The 17,821-nt window shown below is 70.4% G+C and carries 17 protein-coding genes and 2 pseudogenes; 6 read left to right on the forward strand and 13 right to left on the reverse strand.

Annotated elements, in window-relative coordinates; all coding sequences use genetic code 11:
- Positions 1 to 410 (forward strand): annotated as a pseudogene (locus DMB66_RS45740) (transposase); the annotation flags it as partial.
- Positions 411 to 595: 185 nt separating this feature from the next.
- Here DMB66_RS45740 and DMB66_RS63110 read toward each other — a convergent pair.
- Positions 596 to 727, reverse strand: a pseudogene (locus tag DMB66_RS63110) (D-alanine--D-alanine ligase); the annotation flags it as partial.
- 49 nt (positions 728 to 776) lie between these two features.
- On the opposite strand from DMB66_RS63110, the gene DMB66_RS45750 reads away from it, so the two are divergent.
- Complete coding sequence (locus DMB66_RS45750; protein ID WP_125810387.1) at positions 777 to 1,106, forward strand: transposase; 330 nt, start codon at positions 777 to 779, stop codon at positions 1,104 to 1,106.
- 588 nt (positions 1,107 to 1,694) lie between these two features.
- Positions 1,695 to 1,973 (forward strand): GNAT family N-acetyltransferase, encoded by a 279-nt coding sequence (locus tag DMB66_RS45755; protein ID WP_125810388.1) that lies wholly within the window; start codon positions 1,695 to 1,697, stop codon positions 1,971 to 1,973.
- 81 nt (positions 1,974 to 2,054) lie between these two features.
- Here the strand turns inward: DMB66_RS45755 and DMB66_RS45760 are convergent, their stop codons facing one another.
- Together DMB66_RS45760 and DMB66_RS45765 are read right to left on the reverse strand one after the other, a co-directional pair.
- On the reverse strand, positions 2,055 to 2,426 hold the full coding sequence (locus tag DMB66_RS45760; RefSeq protein ID WP_125810389.1) for a hypothetical protein: 372 nt from the start codon (positions 2,424 to 2,426) through the stop codon (positions 2,055 to 2,057).
- A gap of 98 nt (positions 2,427 to 2,524) precedes the next feature.
- Positions 2,525 to 3,826: a PLP-dependent aminotransferase family protein gene (locus DMB66_RS45765; protein WP_125810390.1), complete on the reverse strand. Its 1,302-nt coding sequence runs from the start codon at positions 3,824 to 3,826 to the stop codon at positions 2,525 to 2,527.
- Between the two features lie 196 nt (positions 3,827 to 4,022).
- Between DMB66_RS45765 and DMB66_RS45770 the strand changes: the two genes are divergently transcribed.
- The gene (locus DMB66_RS45770) at positions 4,023 to 4,688 is read left to right on the forward strand and encodes a GNAT family N-acetyltransferase (protein WP_125810391.1); all 666 of its coding nucleotides are present in this window, start codon (positions 4,023 to 4,025) and stop codon (positions 4,686 to 4,688) included.
- Between the two features lie 3 nt (positions 4,689 to 4,691).
- Here the strand turns inward: DMB66_RS45770 and DMB66_RS45775 are convergent, their stop codons facing one another.
- From DMB66_RS45775 to DMB66_RS45810, 8 genes are all read right to left on the reverse strand, one after another.
- Positions 4,692 to 5,843 carry an N-acetylmuramoyl-L-alanine amidase gene (locus DMB66_RS45775; RefSeq protein WP_125810392.1) on the reverse strand — a complete coding sequence of 384 codons (1,152 nt, stop codon included), beginning with the start codon at positions 5,841 to 5,843 and terminating at the stop codon, positions 4,692 to 4,694.
- Positions 5,844 to 6,001: 158 nt separating this feature from the next.
- Positions 6,002 to 6,325, reverse strand: a complete 324-nt coding sequence (gene trxA, locus DMB66_RS45780) for a thioredoxin (RefSeq protein ID WP_125810393.1) — start codon at positions 6,323 to 6,325, stop codon at positions 6,002 to 6,004.
- A gap of 16 nt (positions 6,326 to 6,341) precedes the next feature.
- A complete protein-coding gene (trxB, locus tag DMB66_RS45785) occupies positions 6,342 to 7,301 on the reverse strand; it encodes a thioredoxin-disulfide reductase (RefSeq protein WP_125810394.1) in 960 nt (319 codons plus the stop codon).
- Between the two features lie 144 nt (positions 7,302 to 7,445).
- Entirely contained in the window at positions 7,446 to 8,612 is a 1,167-nt protein-coding gene (locus DMB66_RS45790) for a hypothetical protein (RefSeq protein WP_125810395.1), read from the reverse strand.
- Positions 8,609 to 9,361, reverse strand: a complete 753-nt coding sequence (gene sigM / locus DMB66_RS45795) for an RNA polymerase sigma factor SigM (RefSeq protein ID WP_125810396.1) — start codon at positions 9,359 to 9,361, stop codon at positions 8,609 to 8,611. The genes DMB66_RS45790 and sigM overlap by 4 nt, the downstream gene beginning before the upstream one ends.
- 215 nt (positions 9,362 to 9,576) lie before the next feature.
- Positions 9,577 to 11,127, reverse strand: a complete 1,551-nt coding sequence (locus tag DMB66_RS45800; protein ID WP_233625318.1) for a protein kinase family protein — start codon at positions 11,125 to 11,127, stop codon at positions 9,577 to 9,579.
- Positions 11,128 to 11,303: 176 nt separating this feature from the next.
- Positions 11,304 to 13,076 (reverse strand): murein biosynthesis integral membrane protein MurJ, encoded by a 1,773-nt coding sequence (murJ, locus tag DMB66_RS45805; RefSeq protein WP_125810397.1) that lies wholly within the window; start codon positions 13,074 to 13,076, stop codon positions 11,304 to 11,306.
- Positions 13,077 to 13,127: 51 nt separating this feature from the next.
- Positions 13,128 to 14,027 (reverse strand): hypothetical protein, encoded by a 900-nt coding sequence (locus DMB66_RS45810; protein ID WP_199753012.1) that lies wholly within the window; start codon positions 14,025 to 14,027, stop codon positions 13,128 to 13,130.
- Between the two features lie 174 nt (positions 14,028 to 14,201).
- On the opposite strand from DMB66_RS45810, the gene DMB66_RS45815 reads away from it, so the two are divergent.
- Together DMB66_RS45815 and DMB66_RS45820 are read left to right on the forward strand one after the other, a co-directional pair.
- Positions 14,202 to 15,632 carry a CCA tRNA nucleotidyltransferase gene (locus tag DMB66_RS45815; RefSeq protein ID WP_125810399.1) on the forward strand — a complete coding sequence of 477 codons (1,431 nt, stop codon included), beginning with the start codon at positions 14,202 to 14,204 and terminating at the stop codon, positions 15,630 to 15,632.
- A 37-nt stretch (positions 15,633 to 15,669) separates the two neighbouring features.
- Positions 15,670 to 16,128 carry a methylated-DNA--[protein]-cysteine S-methyltransferase gene (locus DMB66_RS45820; protein ID WP_125810400.1) on the forward strand — a complete coding sequence of 153 codons (459 nt, stop codon included), beginning with the start codon at positions 15,670 to 15,672 and terminating at the stop codon, positions 16,126 to 16,128.
- A gap of 289 nt (positions 16,129 to 16,417) precedes the next feature.
- Here the strand turns inward: DMB66_RS45820 and DMB66_RS45825 are convergent, their stop codons facing one another.
- The gene (locus DMB66_RS45825) at positions 16,418 to 17,023 is read right to left on the reverse strand and encodes a hypothetical protein (protein ID WP_125810401.1); all 606 of its coding nucleotides are present in this window, start codon (positions 17,021 to 17,023) and stop codon (positions 16,418 to 16,420) included.
- 86 nt (positions 17,024 to 17,109) lie between these two features.
- Positions 17,110 to 17,821, reverse strand: a 712-nt coding sequence (locus DMB66_RS45830; RefSeq protein WP_233625319.1) for an inositol-3-phosphate synthase, incomplete at its 5' end; no start/stop codon positions are given.

Here is a 17,821-nt window from a genome sequence, read left to right on the forward strand (position 1 = left end):
GCACGAGGTCCTGACCTCGACTGCCCGGACTCGGGGTCAGGACCAGCCTGAAGATCCTCACCATCGTCGGTGACGGCTCCGCGTTCCCCAGCGCCGCTCACCTGGCCGCCTACGCCGGCCTGGCCCCGGTGACCCGCCGGTCCGGAACCTCGATCAAGGGCGAGACCCGGTCCCGGCGCGGCAACCGCGCCCTCAAGAACGCGCTGTTCCAATCCGCGTTCGCGAGCCTCGCCGACCCGACCAGCCGCACCTACTACGACCGTAAAAGAGCCGAGAAGAAGAAACACAACGCCGCCATCGTCTGCCTCGCCCGACGACGCACCGACGTCATCTACGCCATGCTCCGCGACAAGCAGCCCTACCAACAACCCAGCACCGAAAACCCCACAAAACACACCGCTGCCGCTTGACAAAGATCATAGAGACACCCCGCAGACCTAACACCTCGCGTGCCGCCACTACCGTGCCGCCACTACCGTGCCGCCATCACCGTGCCGCCACTACCGTGCCGCCATCACCGTGCCGCCACTACCGTGCCGCCATCACCGTGCCGGCACCAGCGCCGCGCCAGCGACGGCCGCCACCACTGACGCGGCAGCCAAGCCGGCGTGTGCCATGTCGTCAGCCCGGCCGCGCACCGGGCCGAGCAGTCGTACACCCCATCCCGGGCCACGATCTCCACGGCCGGGAGCGCCCGCGGGCAGGCGCCGAGGTCGACCACCGCCACCGACAAGGCCACGCCCGGCACGCATCCACCTTCAGCTTCGGCGGTTCGTATGCATGGCGCCCTGGCGCCCCACGCCCGGGCGAGCGTGCCGTTACGCCGGCAGTTGCAGACCATCGCGGCGGCCTTGGTCGGCCGTCCGGGTGCCCGGCTGGCGGCCCGTTCAACGATCGCGGTGAGCCGTTCGACGTTGCTCCGGGCGTTGCCGGCGCCCGAGCTGAAGGTGAGGCCACGGGTGGCGCTGCGGCGCGGGCAGGTCGACACCACGATCCTGATCGACCTGGACACCCACCGCCCGATCGACGTACTCGCCGGGCGCACCGCCGAGACGTTCGCCGCGAGGGCTACAGGCGCATCCCGGAATACAGGTCATCTGCCGTGACCGCAGCGGCACCTACGCCGAAGGCGCACCGACCCTCTGGGCCAATCCCGGCGAGCCGGTGAAGAAACCGTGGGCCTACCGCGGCTGTCTGGCCGAACCCGCACCGCCAGCCGAGGTTGCCGACACCGTGGTCCCCGCACCCGGACCGCACGCTCGCCGTCAACGGCCAACCCCGCAAGCAGCAGCGGCACGCCGCCGTCCACCAGCTTCGCGCCAAGGGCACTCCCTGACCGAGATCAGCCGGCAGCTCGGGGTTGTGTTCCGCACCGTGCCGCGGCCGCCAGCCTCGACGACCTGCTCGCGCAGGCTCTCCACCCCGTCCAGCGTGCAGGGCGGCCACGCCGACTACATCCACCACCGCCGCGCCGAAAGACTGACCGAGCCGTCCTGCCGCATGCCGAACTGCAATCCTGCGGCAGCCAGCGCTACCTACGTCCACCGCGCCTGTCGTCCACCGCGCCTGTCGTCCACCGCGTCCACCGCGTCCACCGATCCGCCGACCGCCACGCCCGCCGTCCACCGCGCCCGCCAACCACCACGACCCGGCCGAAGCCGGCACCGAAACCAAGCCGGATCCCCAGCTGGATCATGACCAAACCCGAGCACCTGAACACCGAACCCAGCACAGCGCTCGCCGGCATTCCCGCCCACTGTCCTGAGCTGCGGGCGGCGCGTCGGCATGAGATCGGCTATCGCATCGATCCGTATCACCAGCGTCGCGGCCACGCTCGCGCGGCTCTTGAGACTCTGCTGGCCGGAGCTGCCCAGGAACCTGACGTTCATCGGCGGTCGGGTCAGTATCCGGCCGGACAACCTGCCTTCCTCGAGCCCAGCGTCGCCCATGCCGCAGGCATTACGGCCCGATGAGGCGATCCTGCCGGTTGGCGGTCTTCGCCGCGGTCCACCGGCATCGCCGGGACGCGGCCTGACGCGGAACAGAGCGTTCGTTTACCGGGGGGCCGTGGGAGGCCGGTAGCCACGCCCACCGGGCTGGGTCTCCTGCCATTCCTCGGCCAGTGCCGATCCGAGAACCGTAACCGGCACGAACGAGGTGCCGACGACGAGCAGCAGGCCCAGCGTGGCGAGCAGCCAGGCCCGACCGGTGCTCTTCGGTCGTCGAGCCCGCAGCCAGAGCCACACAGCGACGGGATACGCGATGAGCGCCGGTGCCCCGATCATGACGGGCGGGCTGATGCCCTCGTCACCCCTGAGGCCCAGCAGCACGAAGAGCCCGGCGGCTGGCAGCCCGCAGATACCGATCAGGCAAATGGCCGTGATCAGAAGTGCACTTGGCAGCCGCGACGGCCGGGCGTTCTTCACGCGGCAACCGTACCGACCGGGTGCACCGTCGCCATGAGCAGCGACGCTGTCCGGCCGGAACGATGCACACGTTCAACGGATCAAGCTCGCGGCGAGACTCATGCCAGGTCCGGGCCGGGAGCGTCCGCGCCGGCGCGCCCACGACGGCGGGTCGGGGTTGTCGGTCCGAAGATCGCGCGTGTCGCCAGCTCCTGCTCCATCACGCCGGCCAGCCGGCGCACGCCCTCGCGGATGCGGTCCGGCGGCGGGAACGAGAAGTTCAGCCGGAGGTTGGCGCGGCCGGTGCCGTCGGCGTAGAAGCCCGTGCCGGGCACGTAGGCGACCCGGGCCGCGATCGCGCGCGGCATCATCGCCTTCGAATCCAGCCCTTCTGGCAGGTTCGCCCAGACGAACAGGCCGCCGCCCGGCCGGGTCCAGGTGGTGCCGGCGGGCATCAGGTCGCTGAGCGCGTCGAGCAGCGCGTCGCGCCGCTCGCGGTAGATCTCGCGGTACGTCTTGATCTGCTCGCGCCACGGCATGGTCGACAGATACTGCGTCACCGCGCCCTGCGCGAACGCGCTCGGGCACAGGATGTTCGCCTCGCTGGCCATCACCAGCTTTTCCCGTACGGCATGCGGGGCCAGAATCCAGCCCACCCGCAGCCCCGGCGCGAAGGTCTTGGAGAACGTGCTCACGTACAGGATGCCTGTGCGCCGGCGGGACCGGAGCGGGCGCGGCGCCTCGCCTTCGAAGTTGAGCATCCCGTACGGGTCGTCCTCGACCACCAGCAGCCCGTGCCGTTCGCAGATGTCGAGGATCTCCTCGCGCCGGGCCTCGGTCAGCGTGACACCGGCCGGGTTCTGGTACGTCGGGATCGTGTAGAGGAACTTCGCGCGACCGGCGGAGGAGACGATGGCCTGCTCGAGCGCGGCCGGCACGAGGCCGTCCGCGTCGATAGCCACGTGCCGTACCTGTGCCTGGGCGGCCTGGAACACGCCGAGTGCGCCGACGTAGGTCGGCCCCTCGGCGAGCACCACGTCGCCCGGGTCCAGGAACAGCCGTGCCACCAGGTCGAGGCCCTGCTGGCCGCCGACGGTCACCACCACGTCGTCCGGGGAGGCGCCGGTGGACGCGTCGATGCCGGAGACACTCATGACCTCGCAGATGCGCTCGCGCAACTCGAACGTGCCCTGGCCGATGCCGTACTGGAGGCTCGTGGTGCCGAGGTCGGTGGCGAGCCGGCCCATCATCTCGCCGACCGCGTCGAGCGGCAGCGCCGCGATGTACGGCGACCCGCCGGCCAGCGAGACCACTTCCGGCCGGCTCGCCACGGCGAACAGGGCACGGATCTCGGAGCTCGTCATGCCGCGGACTCGCCGCGCGTACCGGTCGGTGTAGTCGTCTTGAGTAGTGCCGGTCATGCGGCTTCACCTCGAAAATCGCTGGTCACATTGGCGCCCATGCTAATCGCCCGGCGCGGCGGGCCGCCCGTGGTTAACGACCGTTACGCTCCCGTTCAAGGGCATTGCGGCGTAGTATCCGTGCGGGGGCGCGGACAAGCACGTGGACAGGACCGTGCTTCGAGTCCGAAAATCGTCGATTCTCAAGGGGTCCCGCATGTCGCGACGCCTCGTCAACCTGACTCTCGACACGCTCGAGGATCTACCCCGGCCGTGCCGCCAGTGCGTCTACTGGGAGCTCGATCCGGTCGCCGCGGAGCGCGCCTGCGCCTCGGGTGATCCCGGGCTCGAGAAGGAAGCGTGGGTGTCGCAGACCCTGCTCGAATGGGGCAGCTGCGGAAAGCTGGCCTACGTCGACGGCATGCCCGCCGGCTTCGTCATGTACGCCCCGCCGGCCTACGTCCCGCGGTCCATGGCCTTCCCCACGTCGCCGGTCTCGGCCGACGCGGCGCTGCTGATGACCGCGCATGTCGTGGCGGCGTTCGCGGGCGGTGGCCTCGGCCGGATGCTCGTCCAGGGCGTGGCGCGTGATCTCACCAAGCGTGGGGTGAAGGCGATCGAGGCCTTCGGGGATGCGAAGTTCGGCGAGGCCGGTGACGGCGAGGAGGGCTGCGTCGCCCCGGTCGACTTCTTCCTGTCGGTGGGCTTCAAGACGGTCCGCCCGCACCCGCGCTATCCGCGGCTGCGGCTGGAGCTGCGGACGGCCCTGTCGTGGAAGTCGGACGTCGAATACGCGCTGGAGAAGCTGCTCGGCTCGATGAGCCCCGAGACGCTGCTGCGCCCGGTGCGCCCCGCGGCCGCCACCCGCTCCACGCCCAACTAGGAGTCAGGCGTTGCGGGAGGCCAGGGCCAGCCGCAGCTGCCGGACGTCGATCGAGCCGGTCGGCACGTCGGCCTCGACCGGGAAGTACATGCGCTGGACCGCGGCCAGGACAGCCTCGACGACCTGCTCCCGGAACGCCGGGTCGATCAGTCGCGCCCGGTCGGTGGGCGAGGACAGATAACCCAGGTCCACCCGTACGGCGGGCATCAGGGTCAGTCGGAGCAGCTCCCAGGTCTTGGCGTGGATCCGGCAGTCGCGCAGGCCGGTGCGCACCACGATCTCGCGCTGCACCAGGTTGGCGAGCCGCTCCCCCACCGTCGAGGTGAGCCCGTTGCCGGTGCCGTAGTGGTATGTCGCGACGCCGTCCGCGGCCGGCGTCTCCTGCCCGTCCAGGTGCATCGAGATGAACAGGTCGGCGCCGAGGCTGTTGGCCAGGGCTGCTCGCTCCTGGCCGGTCATCGGCTGCGCCGGCGACGGGCCGCGGGTCAGGTGCACGCGCATGCCGGCGGCGAGCAGCCGGCCCTCGAGCCGGGTCGCGAAGTCGAAGACCAGGTCGGCCTCGGTCCAGCGCAGTGGCCCGTCCGGCACGATCACGCCGGGGTCCTCGGCGCCACCGTGACCCGGGTCGATGATGATGGTCTTGCCGACCAGGCTGGAACCGGACTGGCGGAACGCCTCGGCCTCGCGCAGCCACTGCGGCCGGCCGCCGACGACCTTGCGGCCGAGGCGGCGCAGCGCCTTCATGGTCTGCGGGCCGCACGAGCCGTCGGCGGTGAGACCGACCTCGCGCTGGAACTGGGCCACGGCCCGGGCGGTGCGCGGGCCGTAGATGGCGTCCGCGCGACCGCTGTCGAAGCCCATCTCCAGGAGCCGCTCCTGCAGCGCCCGGACGTCCTCGCCGACCAGGGACGTCGGCACGGAGTGGTAGAGGGTGCGGGCGCCGAGCTTCCAGCGGGCGCCGTCGAGCGCCTGCCAGGTCTCGGAGCCGACCAGGCCGTCGACGCCGATTCCCCGGCTCTGCTGAAAGGCCCGTACGGCGTTCTCGGTCGCTTCGTCGAAGGCCTCGCCCAGCGCCGGAAGCAGTTCCAGACCGACCAGGATCGACTGGATCTCCTCCACGGCCGGGCCGGTGTCTCCACGTCGGATCGAACGCACGCGCGGGCTCCCTAACGACTGGGGGAAGAGCAGAAGACAACTTACGGAGCGTACCCCTCGGGGTCCGGAACGGCTCGGCACCGAAAGCGTTCCGACAGTGATTCAGGGGCAAGCGCAACGCCCCGCATCCATCCGGATGCGGGGCGTTGCGGAGCAGCTCAGAACGCCGACTCGATGAATTTCACCAGGGCGCCCTTGGGCTTGGCGCCGGCGACCGAGTTGACCGCTTCGCCACCCTTGAACATGGTCAGCGTCGGCACGGACATCACCCGGTAGGCGCGGGCGGTCTCCGGGTTTTCGTCGATGTTGACCTTGACGATCTGTACCTTGTCGCCCATCTCGAGGGCGATCTCGGCGAGCAGCGGGTCGACCTTCTTGCACGGCGCGCACCACTCGGCCCAGAAGTCCACCAGCACCGGCTTGTCGGACTGCAGCACGTCAGTCACGAAGGTGGCGTCGGTGACCGCCTTGGTTGCTCCCACGAAAAACCCTCCTGAATTACAGCTCTATGAACGAGGCGATGAAGCGTTCCGCGTCGAGCGCGGCGGCGCAACCGGTGCCGGAGGCCGTGATGGCCTGGCGGTAGGTGTGGTCGACGAGGTCGCCGGCGGCGAACACGCCTTGGACGTTGGTGCGGGTGCTGGGCGCGTCGACCTTCACGTACCCGTCATCGTCCATCTCGATCTGACCCTTGAACAGCTCGCTGCGGGGGTCGTGGCCGATGGCGACGAAAACGCCGGTGACATCGAGCACCTTGGTCTCGCCGGTCTGCAGATTTCGCAGCCGGGCGCCGACCACCTTGCCGTCGTCACCGAGGATCTCCTCGACGACGCTGTTCCATTCGATCTTGATCTTCGGGTTGCTCTTCGCGCGCAGCGCCATCACCTTGCTGGCCCGGAAGTCGTCGCGGCGGTGCACGATCGTCACGGTCTCGGCGAAGCGGGTGAGGAAGGTCGCCTCCTCCATCGCGGAGTCGCCGCCGCCCACCACGATGATGTGCTGGTTGCGGAAGAAGAAGCCGTCACAGGTCGCACACGACGAGACACCGTGGCCGAGCAACTCCTGCTCGCCGGGCACACCCAGCGGACGCCACGCGGATCCGGTGGACAGGATCAGGGCGCGGGCGAAGTATTGCGTCTCGCCGACCCAGACGGTCTTCAGGCCCTCGGTGCCGGCCTCGGTGGGCTTGTCGCCCAACTCGACGCGGGTCACGTCGTCGGTGATGAACTCGGCGCCGAACCGCTCGGCCTGCTTGCGCATGTTGTCCATGAGCTCGGGGCCCATGATGCCGTCCGGGTGGCCCGGGAAGTTCTCGACCTCGGTGGTGGTCATCAGGGCGCCGCCGGACTGCACACCCTCGATGACGAGTGGCTTGAGGTTCGCCCGGGCCGCATACAAAGCCGCGGTGTAACCGGACGGTCCCGAGCCGATGATGATCAGGTTTCGGACCTCGTCCACTGCCGACTCCTCAGTCTGGGTTCGCCGACACATCGGCGACATCGCATGCTGGAACGTCATCGTATGAGGGCGCATTCCCAGGCGTCCCGGCATGTGCCGGAGGGCATAGGTAACCCACCTCACTCCGGGCGGGACGACGTCTGTTCAGCCTACCTTCACCGCTGCGAGCTTGGCAGCGCCGGCTTCGGGCGTGCCGCAGGCCGGGCCGGACGCCCACACCCACGAGCCGCCGGCGGCGGTGAACGCCACGACCACGGCCGGGGCACCGTCGAGCCGGGCGAAGTCGATGGTCTGCGGAACGATCTCACCGGCTCCGTGCTGCTTCGCGATCGCCTCGATGCAAGCGCGCAAGGCCTCCTGCACCCGCAGGCGAGCCAGGGGATCGACCGCGTCGCTCGGCCCGGGACTCGGCGCCGCCTTGCTCATGGCCCCCAACTGCTCCGGCGGGACCTGCGGGGCGGCCCGGTCACGGAAGGGGCTCTGGCCGAGCGTGTCGCGGCGATAGTCGGTGCCGGACTCGACGATCCGCGCCGGGCTGCCCGCCAGACCGAGATCCGAGCCCGCTGCGATCTGCGGCGCGGCGTCCTCCGCCGACGAGTTGCCGGCCGACGAGGCCCTATCCTCGCTGCTGCCCCCGCCGACGAACTGCTGCTGGAACCCGAAACCGACAAACGCGAGCACTCCGGCGGCGATCCCGACCGGAGCGGCCCACCGCAGGCGCCGCGCCCGCTTACTGCGAGACCCGGACGGTACGGCGACCAGATGCCGGGCAGGCGCAGCACCATCGCTCCCCGGCTCCATGGCAGCCGGACCGACCGTGGCACCGGAGGAAACGTCCTCGATCGAAGCTGGCCGACCAGCCCGAGCGGCGCGCCCGGCGAGCTCCTGAGCAGTGACGATGCTCTCGTCGCCGGCCGCAGCCCCGGCACCGGTCGTGCGCTCAGCAATGATCGCCATCTCGGCGTTGGTCGTGCTCGTGGCGTTGGTCGTGCTCGTGGCGTTGGTCGTGCTCGTGGCGTTGGTCGTGCTCGTGGCGCTGGCTGTGCTCGCGGCGTTGGCTGTGTCGAGCAGCGCGGCGTCGAGCCGGGCGAAGATGTCGGCGGGCATCGGCTCGGCGAGCGACCCCAGCGCCCGCAACTGGCCTGTCACGGTGGCGACCCCGGCGGAGAGCCGGGCGTGTGCGTCACGCCACGCGGCGTCCTCGGTGATCAGTGCGGCGACGACAGCCTCGTCCGGAGTGCCGTCCAGCGCGCCGCCGACATAGTCGGCCAGCAGGTCGATGTCGACCTCGCTGAACTCTGCCCCGGTCACTGCTGGTCTCCTCTGTCGGCCACTGATCTGTCACGCACGGATGGATGCGGCGCTGCCGCTCCCGACCCGGATGGGACGCGCGCGGTGGCCGCCCGGTTCCCGGCGTGATCGCCGTCTCCCCCGTTGCGGCCGGTGGCCCCGGCGGCCGGGCCGGCATCCGAGCCCGTTCGCAGGTGGCCGAGGGACAGCGCCATCCGGGCGCGGCCGCGGGCGCACCGGCTTTTGATCGTGCCCTCGGCGACACCGAGGATCTCCGCCGCCTCGATCACCGGATAGCCCTGCACGTCCACCAGCACCAGGGCGGCACGCTGCTCGGCCGGCAGCGCCGCCAGCGCCGCCCGGACCACCAGAGCGGTGTCATGATCCTGAACCGGGGCGGCCGGCTCGGGCCCGCTGGGGCCGTCCTCGGATCGATTGCCGTCGGGCAGCGGGACAGTGGGATGGGCCTGACGCCGGCGGATCCGATCCAGGCAGGCGTTCACCACGATGCGGTGCAACCAGGTGGTGACGGCGGAGTCGCCACGGAAGCGGGCCGCGCCGCGGTGCGCCGACAGCAGCGCGTCCTGCACCGCGTCGGCGGCTTCCTCGCGATCGCCGATCGTGCGGAGGGCCACGGCCCACAGCCGATCGCGGTGCCGCCGGACCAACTCGCCGAATGCGGCGGGATCACCAGTGACGTGGGCACGCAGCAGTTCGGCGTCGGTCAAACCCGGAAGGTCCGTACCGCCGGGCGCGTGGCCACTAGTCACGTGAGCAATGTAGCCGAGGCGCGCAGCGACCGCGTTCGGGCGGCCGTCCGAAGGCCGAGGTCCGAATTTGTTTCGAGATCGACGGGGATTTCCTCGGCCGTCGGCACGAGCTCCCCGATGGCAGACTGGGCGTGACGCCGTGCCGAGGGTGGCCGCGAAACAAAAAATGATCCCCCTACCGGGCGCCGGTAAGGGGATCACTTTCTGGGCTTCGATCAGTCGGTGCCGTACACCGCGATGTCCGTGACCTTGATCTTGTAGCCGTCGCCGTCGTCGGCCCGCGGCAGGTCGCTGAGGAACACCAGCAGGTACTGGTAGGTCTTGGCGTCGTCGAAGACTGTGAAGATCGCCTTGGTGCCGATGGTCTTCTCGGTGTCGCCGTCGCCGAGCCTCTTGTAGGTCTTGACGACCTGGTCGTCGCCTGTCCTGGAGTCGCCCGGGTCGCTGGTGCCCTCGCGGATGTCCATCGCGACGCCCGATGCGGAGGACACCACCTGGATCTCGCTCACGTGGTGCGGCTTGCCGAGGTTGATGAGGACGCCCATGCCGGCCTTCAGGTTGCCGAAGTTGGAGCGGTTTTGGAAGCGCTGCGTCTCCCAGCCCGTCTCGTCGTCGTCGTCGACGGTGAGTGCGGCCTCGCCCGTGTCGTTCCGCTCGCCCTTCGGCGGGTCGACGATGCGGACCATGTCCTTCGTCAGCTTGATCTTCTGCGGCGTGGCGGCCGGCGCGTTGTTGTCGTCCGGGTTGCCCGTGCCGGTGCCGGTGCCGCCCTGCGGCGAGGAGTTGGCCTGGGTGCTCTTCGGTGTCTCGTTGCCCGACTCGCTGATCGCCTGGATGCCGAAGACCAGCCCGATCACGGCGATGACGACCAGCGCGCCGATGCCGATGACGATCTTGCGGGTGCTGCGGACCGGCTCGGCCGAGGTGCCCTGGGTGAAGCGCAGCGGGCCGACGTCCTCGTAGTCGTCGTCGGAGGAATTGAGCCGGGCCAGCTCGGCGGTGAGCGCGTTGCCGTCGGGAGTCGCCACGCGCTTGTCGAGCAGGTCCATGGTCAGGTCGTCGAGGTAGGCCGGCACGCCCGCGCGGATCTGCCGGGGCGGGACGATCGCTCCGTTGCCGTCGCGCATCGCGTCGGGCAGCGCGGAGCTCCTGATCTCGGAGTGCGGCCAGTGGCCGGTCATCGAGAAGTAGAGGAGGCCGCCGACCGAGCGCACGTCCGTCTCGGTGCTGTCGGCAGAATCGGCCCGCGCGTCGGCGAGCACGATCCGGCCGTCGTCGCCGATCAGGGTGGTGCCGGGGTGCACGTTGCCGTGGACCATGCCGGTGGCGTGCACCGCCGCCAGCGCGTCGGCGATGGAATGGGCGATCGCGGTGGCGCGCGCCGGGTCCAGCGGACCCTCCTGCGCGACAAGCTCGCGCAGCGCCTCGCCGTCCACCCATTCCCGCACCACATAGGCCCGGGAGCCCTCGTCGATCGCGTCGTAGACGCCGACCAGGTTGGGGTGGATGACGCGGCTCGCATCGACCGCCGCCTGCAGCATCTCGGTCGCGGAGTCGCCGCCGGGATAGCGCAGCACAACTGCCACAGGGCGCCGGAGAATCACGTCGATGCCACGCCAGACCTGTCGGCCCGCGCTGTCGTCATTGACGTGTTCTTCGAGCTGGTACCGCTCGGCCAGGATCTCACCAACGGTGGGTGCACCGAAGGTCATGACCGGTCCGGCCTCATCGGCCGCGGTCTCGTGGCCTTCGCCGACCTGGGTCACCCGTCCTCCCTCGGTGGGTCCGCACGTGTCGAACACGACCTTACCCGCCCTTGGCCAGCGGCCTACACGTCATCCCCTGCCGCGGCACCCGTCCGGGGCCGTCCGCCAGGACTGTTTCCGCCGGTCGGTGCGCGGAAACCACCTGATCAGAGATTTATCCACAGGTTCTTAACCGGCTAGCGGCCCAGTTTGCGACGCACCATGCCGACGACCTGGGTGATCTCGTGTACTCGCAGCAGCGCGGCCGTCGCCAGATAGACCACCATGATGGCTCCGCCGGAGACGGCAACCTGAAGTGCGGCTGTCAATCGCCCGGGCGTGTCACCACCGGGCAGCAGGTGCACGACGAGCAGACCGGCCGCGGCCGCCACCGCGGCGGACACGATGACCTTGAGCAGGCCCTTGGCCATCGAGCCGAGGTTGAGCCGGCCGATCCGGCGGCGCAACACGGCGAGCGAGATCGCCGCCGACAGCAGATACGACAGGGCGTTGGCGGCGGTCATGCCGGCGGCCGCGAACGAGTCGGAGAGCACCTCGGCCAGCACGAAGTAGGCGGCGATGCGAAGGACGACGACCGGGATGTTGATCAGTGCCACGGTCTTGTTGCCCTGCAGCGCGTAGAAGGTATAGGTGCACAGGTAGCTGACTGAGAGCGGGATCACTCCGAACGCGGCCACCACGAGGACCGTGCCGGTGGCGAACGCGTCCTCGTAGGTGAAGGCGCCACCTTGGAAGAGCGTCACCGCGATGGGCAGACCGAGCACGCCGTACGCGACGGCGATCGGGGCCAGGGCGGTGGTGGTCAGCCGGATGCCGCGGCTCAGATCGGCGCTGACGTCGGCGAACCGGCCCTCGGCCGCCGCCGCGCTCATCTTGGGCAGCAGCGCGGTCATCACCGAGACGCCGATGATGCCGTGCGCCATCATCGTCAGCAGGTAGACGTTGTTGAAGGCCAGCACGCTGGCGTTGTTGCCGCCGGAGACCCCGTTCAGGACCCGGACCACGACGAAGACCGCGACCTGGTTGGCGCCGACGTAGCAGAGCATCCAGCCGGCCAGCCGGCCCACCTCGCCCAGCCCGAGCGCCCGCGGCGCCCACCGCCACTTCCAGGCGAAGCCGACCTTGCGCAGCGCCGGCAGCAGGCCGATCGCCTGCGCGACCATGCCCAGCAGCGTGCCGCCGCCGATCAGCGCGATCCGCCCGGGCGTCATCTGCTCGGGCGCGAAGCCCTTCGTGGTGCCGAAGACCAGGATGAAGACGCCGCAGGTGGCGATGACCACGAGGTTGTTCAGGATCGGCGCCCACATCGGCGCGGCGAAGTGCCCGCGAACGTTGAGCACCGCGCTGATCATCGCGGACAGGCCGGTGAAGAAGATGATCGGCAGGATCAGGTATGCGAACGCGGTGACCAGATCTTTGTAGCCGTCCGACGTGCCAGAGCTCGACTGGATCGCCGTGATCCACGGGGCGACGGCCACCACCAGCACGGTCGCGAGGCCGAGCGTGACGACCGCGAAGGTCAGCAGCCGTTGGGTGAACAGCAGGCCGTCGTCCGGATCGGCCTTGCGCCGCCGCACCAGCAGCGGGATCAGCACGCTGGACAGGATGCCGCCGAGCAACAGCTCATAGATCTGCCCCGGCAGGAACTGCGCACTGGTGTACGCGTCACCGATGCCGGCGCCCAGCGTCATGCCGATCAGCATGTTGCGCACGAAGCCGATCAAACGGCTGACCAGGCTGCCGATCGCCATGACGGCGCTGTTGCCGGCCGTGCTGCCGCCGGAGGACTCGCCGCCGTCGGTGGGCGGGATGTCATCCGGCGGCAGCGCCTGGTCGCCGGCCGCGGTGCCGCCGGCACCGTCATCGACCGAGATCAGGATCGCGCCGTCGGACGACCGGGGATCACCGTCGCTCGAGGCGTGCGAGCTGCGGTACAGGCCGCCGTTCACCAAGACCTCCCCAGGGGTACTGACACACCGTCACCCTAGCCAGGCGATGCCTCATACGTGTCGGCGCAGCAGGCTGCCGGGCAGCGCACCGGCCAGGGTCTCCACCATCCAGCACGCCTCGACCGGCACGATCGGCTCGCTCAGCGCGTCCAGCACGGTCGGGTGGTCACAGCCCGCCTCGGTGAGAACACCGAGCAGGTCGTTGACCGGTCGCAGGTCCCCGGTGTCCGCGATGTGCCGCGCCAGCGGCCGCACCTGGGCGTACCACTTCTCCTCCGGCAGCCGGGACAGCCGCTGGGCTGCCTGCCGTACCAGCTCGGCCAGGCCCTCGCGCGGAAAGCGGGAGCCGCCGCGGACCTCGAGCCAGGCCGGGGCCGAGGCGGTGTAGGCCGCGACGGCGGCCTCGTCGATCACCTGGGGTGACAGCGCCGGCGGCTGCGGCCACCAGGACTCGGCGGCGAAGAGCGGCAACGGCGCCTGCTCCGGGCCCGCGGGCGCGGCCGGCGGCACCTCGCGGCGCAGCGACCGGTACGCGGCCTCGCGTATCGCCGCTACCGCGCTCTCGTCATCCTCGGCGGTCAGCGGCGCGAACGGCGACAGCAGGGCCACGACCAGGCCCGGATGCGGCAGGGTCGGATCCTCCAGGGCGATCACCCGGGCACACAGCTCCAGCTCGTGCCACCGCAGCGCGGCCGGGTACGGCCGGCCGGGCGCGGCCCAGCCGAGCTGCACCGGCTCGGTGGTGGCCGGCTCCCGCAGGCCCAGGGTCTGCTCGCCGGTGGCCAGGTCGAGGTCGAGCACGAGGCCGTAGCCGCCGGTGACCGGAAGGCTGACGCGCAGCTCGACCGGGTCGGGATCGGGGAACGCGCCGTCGTGCACCAACAGGAAGGACCAGAATCTCGGATCCTCACTGAGGCGACGCAGCGCCTCGGAAACGGGCACGACAACCATCCTGCCCGCTGCGCCCCGGCACCGCCACGATCCCCCATCCGACCACCCCACCACCGCCCTAAGCCGGACTGAAGCCCATCCAGCTGACCACCCCAGCACCGCCCTTGACGGGACTGAAGGCCATCCAGCCCACCGCCTTTGGGCAAACTGGGGGCCAGCTAGTCTGGTCGTCCCATGTCTGAGTTGAGTAAAGCCCAGCGCAACGCCGTCGCGGAGTTGCTGCGGGTCTCCCCTGTCGCCGATGAGCTGGGGCGCCGTTTCGGCGCCGCCGGCCATGAGTTGCACCTGGTCGGGGGCTCGGTGCGGGACGCGCTGCTCGGCCGGCTGGGCGATGATCTCGACTTCTGCACCGACGCCCGGCCGGAGCAGACGCTCGCCCTGGTCAAGAGCTGGGCGGACGCGATCTGGGAGACGGGCCGCGAGTTCGGCACGATCGGGATCCAGAAGGACGGCCTGCGGATCGAGATCACCACGTTCCGGGCCGAGGCGTATGACGGGCTGACCCGCAACCCGGTGGTGGAATACGGCGACAATCTGCTCGACGACCTGCGCCGGCGTGACTTCACGATCAACGCGATGGCCGTCAGCCTGCCGGCCCACGTCTTCACGGACCCGTACGGCGGCCTAGATGACCTGGCCGCCGGGATCATTCGGACGCCGGACTCCCCCGCGACGTCGTTCAGCGATGATCCACTTCGGATGCTGCGGGCGGCCCGGTTCGCCGCCAAGCTGTGTTTCACCGTCGACAAAGCGGTCGTCGAGGCCATGACGGAGATGGCGGCCGACCTGGACCGGATCACCGCCGAACGGATCCGCGAGGAGTTCACCAAGCTGCTCTGCGGCGTGGACCCGATCGCCGGCCTGCGGTTGCTGGTCGACACCGGGCTGGCCGACCGGTTCATCCCGGAGATCTCCGGGCTCAAGCTGGAGATCGACGAGCACGCCCAGCACAAGGACGTCTACGAGCACACGCTGATCGTGGTCACCAACGCCATCCGGCTGGAGGGCGACGCCGGCCCGGACTTCGTGCTCCGGATGGCGGCGCTGATGCACGACGTCGGCAAGCCGGCCACCAAGGCGGTCGGCCGGGACGGGCGGGTCAGCTTCCACCACCACGAGGTGGTCGGCGCGCGGCTCACCAAGCAGCGGATGAAGGCGATGCGGTTCCCCAAGGACGTCACGTCCGAGGTGGTCGAGCTGGTCGCCCTGCACCTGCGTTTCTACGGCTACGGCCGCGGCGAGTGGACCGACTCGGCCGTGCGGCGCTACGTCACCGACGCCGGCGAGCTGCTCCCCCGGCTGCACAAGCTCACCCGCTCCGACTGCACGACGCGCAACAAGCGCAAGGCGGCGGCGCTGTCCGCCGACTATGACGCGCTCGAGGAGCGGATCGCCCGGATCGAGGCCGAGGAGGACCTGGCCCGGGTCCGGCCCGACCTGGACGGCAACGCGATCATGGAACTGCTCGGCGTGCCGCCGGGTCCGATCGTCGGTCAGGCCTGGCGCTTCCTCAAGGAGCTGCGCCTGGACCGCGGCCCGCTGGACCGCGACGAGGCGGAGGCGGAGCTGCAGCGCTGGGCCCGCGAGCAGGGCCATATCTCCTGACGCCGAAAGTGTCGTACCCGCGCGGCAGAATCGGGTCATGCAGCTGCTTGTGGATTCACCCATCGGCCCGCTGGGCGTCGAGCTCGACGGCGACATCGTGGTCGGCGTGCGGTTCGGCGCGACCTACGGCGAGCCGGCCGAGCATCCGGCCGCCGAGCAGCTCAAGGCCTACTTCGCCGGCGCGCTGACGGATTTCACCGTGCCGGTCGAGCTGCGCGGCGGCTCCGATTTCGAGCGGGCCGTGTGGGCCCAGATCGCCGCGATTCCGTACGGCGAGATGCTGACGTATGGCGCGATCGCCACCGCACTGGGCGACCCGGGTGCGGCCCGTGCCGTGGGCACGGCCTGCAATCACAACCCGGTGCCGGTGCTCGTCCCGTGCCATCGGGTGGTCGGGGCGGGCGGCAAGCTGACCGGCTTCGGCGGCGGTCTACCCCGCAAGCGGCAGCTCCTGGAGCTGGAGGCCCGCGTCGCCCTGGAGCGCGCCTGGGGCTGAGGAGCAGGCGTGCGGGGTTGCGCCCAGCGGGCCGACGGGCAGGCGTGCGGGGGTTGCGCCGAGCGGGCTGAGTGCTGAGCGTGCGGGGCCGCGCCGAGGCCGAGCGGGTTGAGGGGCAGGCGTCCGGGCCGCGCCGAGCGGGTTGAGGGGCAGGCGTCCGGGCCGCGCCGAGCGGGTTGAGGGGCAGGCGTCCGGGGTTGCGCCGAGTGGGCTGAGTGGGCTGAGTGTGCGGGGTTGCGCCGCGTGGGCTGAGTGTGCGGGGTTGCGCCGCGTGGGTTGAGTGCTGAGGTCAGGGATGGCAGGTGTCGTTCGCGGCGAGCGGGCCGATGGTCAGCTCCGGTCCCTCGGCGGTGAACGTGCCGTAGACGCAGGCCGTGCCGGTCGACGCGGCGAAGGCCGATTCTTTGCCCACGGTGATGCCGGAAAGCCCTTTCGAGGTCAGTGTCCGCAGCAGGGCAGGCTCTCCCGGGCGCCCTCCCCGGCCGCCGGTCAGCAAGGTCAGCTCCAGCCGCAGCGTCCGCACGCACGACTCCGCTATGGCGGCCGCGTCGTCCCGGACCGGGCCGCGCCGGGGGATCGGCGGGTTCGCCGCCTCCAGCGCCCGGCGCGCTCGGGCGGCGGCGTCGGACTCGGCACTGAGCTGCGGATCGGGTGTGGTGGTCGGCGGCCGAGGGATCCTGCCCGCGCGGCCGTCGCAGACCGCGCCCGGTCTCGGCCCCACCCGGCCGGGCGCCGAGCCGATCAGTTCCGGCTGGGCGGGCGCCAGGCTGGCCCACAAAGTCGCCGGACGGGACGCGGCTGCGGGCGTACCGGGAGGAGGGGTGTTGCCTGGGCTGGCACAGGCCGTCAGGGATGCGGTGAGGCCGAGCACGAGGGCGGCCGTCGAGGGGCGCACATCGATGAGCTTAGCGACCGGCGTGCCACAGATCACATGAAGAAGGCCGGACCGCATCGCGGTCCGGCCTTACCTCTGGCGCTGGATCAGCGCTCGATGTCGCCGTTGATGAAGGCCTCGACCGCGTTCTTCGCGTCGTGGTCGCTGTACTGCACCGGCGGTGACTTCATGAAATAGGAGCTCGCGGAGAGGATCGGGCCACCGATGCCGCGGTCCTTGGCGATCTTCGCGGCCCGGACCGCGTCGATGATGACGCCGGCCGAGTTCGGCGAGTCCCACACCTCGAGCTTGAGCTCCGCGTTCAGCGGGGTGTCGCCGAAGCTGCGGCCCTCGAGCCGGATGTAGGCCCACTTGCGGTCGTCGAGCCACGGCACGTGGTCCGACGGGCCGATGTGCACGTCGCTCTTGACCATCTCGTGCGGGATCTGGGAGGTCACCGACTGGGTCTTGGAGATCTTCTTCGACACCAGGCGCTTGCGCTCCAGCATGTTCATGAAGTCCATGTTGCCGCCGAAGTTGAGCTGGTAGGTGCGCAGCAGCTCGACACCGCGGTCCTCGAACAGCTTGGCCAGCGCGCGGTGCACGATCGTCGCACCGACCTGGCTCTTGATGTCGTCACCGACGATCGGCAGGCCGGCGTCGGTGAACTTCTGCGCCCACGCCGGGTCCGAGGCGATGAAGACGGGCAGCGCGTTGACGAACGCGCAACCGGCGTCGATCGCGGCCTGCGCGTAGAACTTGTCGGCCTCCTCGGAGCCCACCGGCAGGTAGGACACGACGACGTCGACCTCGGCGTCG

It is taken from the genome of Actinoplanes sp. ATCC 53533, assembly GCF_003947245.1.

Coding starts and splice junctions, on each gene's coding strand:
- DMB66_RS45750 (WP_125810387.1), top strand. CDS start 777: ATGCATGGCGCCCTGGCGCCCCACGCCCGGGCGAGCGTGCCGTTACGC.
- DMB66_RS45755 (WP_125810388.1), top strand. CDS start 1,695: ATGACCAAACCCGAGCACCTGAACACCGAACCCAGCACAGCGCTCGCC.
- DMB66_RS45765 (WP_125810390.1), bottom strand. CDS start 3,826: ATGACCGGCACTACTCAAGACGACTACACCGACCGGTACGCGCGGCGA.
- DMB66_RS45770 (WP_125810391.1), top strand. CDS start 4,023: ATGTCGCGACGCCTCGTCAACCTGACTCTCGACACGCTCGAGGATCTA.
- DMB66_RS45810 (WP_199753012.1), bottom strand. CDS start 14,027: ATGGTTGTCGTGCCCGTTTCCGAGGCGCTGCGTCGCCTCAGTGAGGAT.
- DMB66_RS45815 (WP_125810399.1), top strand. CDS start 14,202: ATGTCTGAGTTGAGTAAAGCCCAGCGCAACGCCGTCGCGGAGTTGCTG.
- DMB66_RS45820 (WP_125810400.1), top strand. CDS start 15,670: ATGCAGCTGCTTGTGGATTCACCCATCGGCCCGCTGGGCGTCGAGCTC.